The following is a 5,257-nucleotide window of genomic DNA, read 5'->3' on the forward strand; positions in this document are numbered from 1 at the left end:
GGCTCTGCCTTCGAAGGTTCGAATCCTTCTCCCTCCACCATCCTTCAGACAACCCGGCCTCGCGCCGGGTTTTCGCTTTTCTGGATAGAATCCACATGGCGCTGTCAGATCTGACAATTGCCCTCCCCGCACTTTTTAGAAACAGTGGAGCCTCATGTCGCAAGGAGTGCACACAGATGTTTGAAATCTGGGATGAAACGGGTCGCGAGCACGGGCTGACACTGCCCGAGCTGCAACTTCGGCTGCGGGATTACCAGGGAGACGTGATGGTGCGCTACCTCAACCGCCTCGGCCTGCCGAGCACCCTCTTCCTGACCATCCGCCAGGGATGTGCCTATCAGCGCTTCAAGGCGGGTTCCCCCATGCTCGACTGGTCCTGGCTTGCCCAGGCCATGCACGCAGCCCCCCTGGCTGGCGCCGCACCTGCACAGGGCCATGCCCTTCCCTGACCCCCTCCTTCCTACCCACGCCCAAGCAGGGCCCATTATCAGACTCTTCCTACAGCCTCCCTTTAGACCCTCCCTGTATGATGCGTAACCATGTTCCCGTCAGGTGAGAACCATGTTTGCGTTCAAAGAAGAGTCTCCCATAAGGGCCATGGCCAACATGGCGGATATCGTCGTCCCCTTTTATCAGCCCATCATCGGCCAGGATCGTCAGGTCAAGGGGTATGAGGTGCTGGCCAGGCGTTGGGATGCCGGCAACCAGGGCTATCAGGGCATCGATTTTGCCGCCCTCGGCGAAGATGACGCTCTGCACCTGGATATCGTCATGCTCAGGGCCATCATGCGCGATCTGCCCGTGCTCGCCCAAAAAGGCCCCTATGCACTCTCCATCAACCTCAATCCGGCGCTCTCCAGCCCCACCTACCGCAATCTGCTGTTGCTGGTGCTGCTCCAGGCCCGCAAGCTGGGGATCGACATCTGGTTCGAGGTGCTGGAGCACGTCAGGATCAAACACCAGCACAGGGAGATGATCGAGGTGTTGCGGGCCCATGGCGCCCACATCGCCTGTGACGACTTCGGCTCTCTGGCGTGCAACTTCCAGCGCCTGATGATGCTCCCCTACGAGATCGTGAAGCTGGATCGCTCCCTGCTGCTTCAGGCTGCGCGCAGTAGCCACGCCCTCAACATGCTGACGGGGCTGGTGAAATACCTGCAACGACTCGGCATGGCCGTGGTGTGCGAGGGGGTGGAGACCCAGGTCCATATCGAGGTGGCGAACCGGCTGGGCTGCGACTACCAGCAGGGCTACGCCTACGCCATTCCCTCCCCTCTCTCCCGCTGGGCCTGAGCGGAGCGCTTGCTCGTCACGGGGGAAACCCGGGCACCTTTCCCATAAAATCCGGCAGGGTGCTGCCATTTTCCTGCCAAAGATGGCAGGCTGTCCCGGCCACACTGACGCCGAGGCTCGCCATGGTTCGCTTTGCCACCTTCAATCTCGCCTTCGATCGCACTGCACCCGGCATGCTCGCCGGTGAACTGGCCCTCAGTCGCACCGAGCAGGATGCATTGCTGGCCCGCCTCGCCGACGGCACCTTGAGCGGCGCCCAGAAGACCAAGGCCCTCGACGTGCAGCAGATCCGCAACATCGCCGAAATCATCCAGCGCACCCGGCCGGACGTGTTCCTGCTCAACGAATTCGACAATGACGGCAAGGGCAGCGACACCACGGACCTCAACGCCTTCAACGACAACTACCTGGCCCACGCCCAGCACGACGAGGTGACCGCCATCAGCTACCCGGTGCTGCAGAACTTTGCCACCAACACCGGCCTGATGAGCGGCCATGACCTCAACCTGGACGGCAAGGTCAACAACGGGCCGGACGACGCCTGGGGCTTTGGCAACTACCACGGCCAGTACGCCTTCGCCGTGATGTCCCAGTACCCCATCGATACCAAGCAGATCCGCACCTTCCAGAAATTCAAGTGGAAGGAGATGCCGGGCGAAGCGAACCCCGTCATCGACGACTGCCACAACCCCAGGGCACCGATCCCGAGCGGCCGCCAGTGCGGCGATGCCTGGTATGACGATGCCGCCTGGCAGGCCTTCCCGCTCTCGTCCAAGAACCACGCCGACGTGCCGGTGCGCATCAGGCAGGGAGACAGGGAGGAGGTGCTCCACTTCCTTATCTCCCACCCGACCCCGCCCATCTTCGGCAACGCGGCGCGCCACAACGTCAAACGCAACCGTGTGGAGATAGCCTTCTGGCAGGACTATGTGGAAGGGGCAGGCTACATGGTGGATGACGCCGGCAAGGCCGGCGGCTTGGCTGAGGGCGCCAGGTTCGTCATCGCCGGCGATCTCAACGCCGATCCCCAGATTGGCGATGGGGATCTCACCGCCATTCAGGATCTGCACAACCATGCGCTGGTCAATCAGGCCGTCACCAACGGCGCCCTGATCCCGGTCAGCCAGGGCGGCCCCGAGTGCCTCGCCAGCCAGCCGGATCAGTGCAAGCGCAACAACAACCGCCCCACCCCGGAGCGCATCACCAGCAGCAGCGGCCTGCAGCTCGACCACGTGCTGCCCTCCGCCAACCTGAACGCGGTCGCCTCCGGCGTGTTCTGGCCGGCCAGCTTCGAACCTGGCTACCACCTGGTGTATGACGCCAAGCTGGGCATCGCCAAGGGAGTCAGCTCGGATCACCGCCTGGTGTGGGTCGACGTCAAACTGTGACGGTGACACAGATCAGACAAGCAACGGGGCCCGCAGGCCCCGTTTTCATTGGTTTGTCATACCAGCTTCTCCACCCGGGCCGGCAGCCCCTGGCGGGCCGACGAGCCGATGGCCCAGTCCACCAGGGGGTAGCGGCCATGGCGGCTGGGATCCAGCACCGCCAGATCGTTGAGGTTGACCCCGGCTCCGCGCAGCGGATTGGCGACCACTTTCTGGCCGTCTATCCAGTGTTCCCGCGCCCCCAGCTCCTTGTGGCCGAAACCGTGTTCGATGGCGATGGCATCGGCCTGTACCCCGGCCACGCACTCGGCCACCCCGATCAAGCTCCCATCCGGGGTGCTGACCCGCACCCTGTCCCCGCTCTCGATGCCCAGCTGCGCCGCCGTCTGCGCATTGAGCCGCACCCGGTTGCTGGGGTTCACCTGGCGCAGGCGATCCGAGCCGATGCTCATGGAGCTCATGGTGTGGGACTTGTAGCTGGTGAGCAGCAGCGGCCACTGGGCCGGCTTGAACGCCTCATTGAGCGGCGTGCCGTCCGCCAGCTGGGGACGGAAGAAGCGCGGGGTACCACTCAGGAACTGCCCGCTCTGGCTGTGGCGGCGGCTGCCCACCTCGGGGTTCCACACCATCAGCGGCTTGGGCCAGCGCTTGCTTGGCTGACCCGCTTCGTCGCGCCCCTTGGCCGCCGGCTCGAAGCGCCCGCCACGGGCGAAGAGATAGGCGGCGCGGCCCGCCTCCTCCGCACTCAGGGTGGCGTTCAGCACCGGCAGGATCCGCTCCACCCCGGACCAGGCGAGATCCTCAGGCCCGATAGGAGGCACCGGCTCGCCGAGATAGGCGACGTTGGCCGCCCCGTAGAGGGAGAAGTCCGCCGCCTTATGCAGGGCATGCAACTTGCCGTCCGCCCCTTTGAGCGCCCCCTCGCCAAAACCCGGCAGCCCCAGCCGTTTGGCCACCGCGATAAAGAAGGACTCCATACAGACCGGATCTCCCTCGGCGGTCTTGGCGACACGGGGCTCCACGATGGGCCAGCGGCCGGTGGAGACCTTGGTCATCACCCCGTGCCAGGCGGTGGCCCAGCCCCAGGACTCATAGGTCAGGGTATCAGGCACTATGTAGTCCGACAGCGCCGACGACTCGTTGATGAAGCTGTCGATGCTGACCACAAGGGGCAGCACGGCAGGGTCCTTGAGCTCTTCGCCTATGGCCTTGCTGAGCCCGGCCTGACCGTAGAGGGGGTTGCCCATGTGGTTGATCCAGGCCTTGAGTCGGTAGGGGTAACCGTTCACCGCCGCGGTCAGGTGTTCGCCAAGCAGGGGGCCGGAGATGGGGAACCAGGGCTCTTGCGCCGGATAGGGATTCTGACCCGCCTCGCGCTTGCGCCGATATTCGGAAGTTTTCTCGTAGGGGAACTTGGATCGCGACAGGAAGACCCCGGCGGGCTTGATCATGCCGGGGAAGCTCGCCAGATCGTAGCGCGGCCCCGCCCCGAAGGGATCGAACTTGCCGCCGCTCGCCACGGCGCCTCCCCGGGCGTTCAAGTTCCCAATCATGACGTTGAGCATCATGATGGCCCAGGCCGAGTAGAAGCCATTGGCGCTCATGGTACCGCCGTGGGAGACCACGGCAGCCCGGGTGCCGTGGCTGGTGAACTCCCGCGCCAGCGCCTCGATATCGCTCACCGGCACGGCGCACTCGGCGCTGTATTGCGCGAGGGAGTGCTCCCGGCACGCCTCGGCCAGCAACTGGAAGCTGCTCTTCACCATCAGCTCCCCCTTGGGGCCCTGAATACGGCGATCCACCCAGAGGTTGGCCCGCTCACACAGGCCGGCGGGTCTCGGCTCGCCGCTGCCCGCCTCCTCTACCAGCATGGCATCCCCCTCTCCATAGGCTTCCCCCTCAAAGGGCAAACCAAGATCGCTGGCCCGCAGCATCTGACCGAAGCGCGGGTGGGACTCGTCGCAGAGCACCAGGTGGCTGGCGTTGCAAAAACCGCGATAGCCGGCCCGCTCGGCAGCAGCGGCATGGGGTGCCGTCAGGAAGGGCTCGGCGTAGCGTTGGTTGTCGATGATCCAGCGCAGCATGGCCATGGCCAGGGCGGAATCAGTGGCAGGGCGGATGGGCAGCCAGCGGTTGGCGGGGGAGGACGGCATGTTCACCGTGTTGGGCAGGCTGGGGGCCACCACCACGTAGGAGAACGGCTTGACCGGTCGCGCCCGGTTTGCCGCCAGCTGGCGGGACTGGCGCTTGAAGGGGTTGCCCGATTGCTGGGGCGAGGTGCCCATGAACAGCAGGAAGTCGCTCTCGTCCCAGTCGGGCTTGAGGTGGGCGTTCTTCTCCAGATCGTCCAGCAGGGCGCCGGCCCCGACCCGGAACGACAGGCCGCAATAAGCACCGTGGTTGGCGAAGTTGCGGGTGCCGAAGCTGTTGAAGGTGAAGCGCTTGATGAAGTGATCCCGCCCCTCGTCCGAGGCGTTGCTCACCAGCAGCTGGTTGGCCCTGGGGCCGTACTCCGGGTTGGCCGGGTCGAGCGGCTCGGCGAGGTTGCGAATGGCCCGCAGCCCCTCAACCTGGCC

The 5,257-nt window shown here is 65.0% G+C and carries 3 protein-coding genes and 1 pseudogene; 3 read left to right on the top strand and 1 reads right to left on the bottom strand.

The window, feature by feature from the left end:
- Positions 1 to 176: 176 nt before the first annotated feature.
- The 3 genes and pseudogenes from AACR77_RS10220 (at position 177) to AACR77_RS10230 (ending at position 2,681) form a co-directional block, all read left to right on the top strand.
- Positions 177 to 449, top strand: coding sequence for a hypothetical protein (locus AACR77_RS10220; RefSeq protein WP_010673275.1), 273 nt, complete (start codon positions 177 to 179; stop codon positions 447 to 449).
- A gap of 112 nt (positions 450 to 561) precedes the next feature.
- Entirely contained in the window at positions 562 to 1,293 is a 732-nt protein-coding gene (locus tag AACR77_RS10225) for an EAL domain-containing protein (protein WP_042881232.1), read from the top strand.
- An 82-nt stretch (positions 1,294 to 1,375) separates the two neighbouring features.
- Positions 1,376 to 2,681 (top strand): annotated as a pseudogene (locus tag AACR77_RS10230) (endonuclease/exonuclease/phosphatase family protein).
- A 56-nt stretch (positions 2,682 to 2,737) separates the two neighbouring features.
- On the opposite strand, the gene AACR77_RS10235 reads toward AACR77_RS10230, so the two are convergent.
- Positions 2,738 to 5,257 (bottom strand): molybdopterin dinucleotide binding domain-containing protein (locus AACR77_RS10235; RefSeq protein ID WP_042881236.1); only part of this gene is annotated, 2,520 nt, incomplete at its 5' end.

Source organism: Aeromonas sp. ZOR0002, assembly GCF_963866995.1.
GTDB lineage: Bacteria > Pseudomonadota > Gammaproteobacteria > Enterobacterales > Aeromonadaceae > Aeromonas > Aeromonas caviae.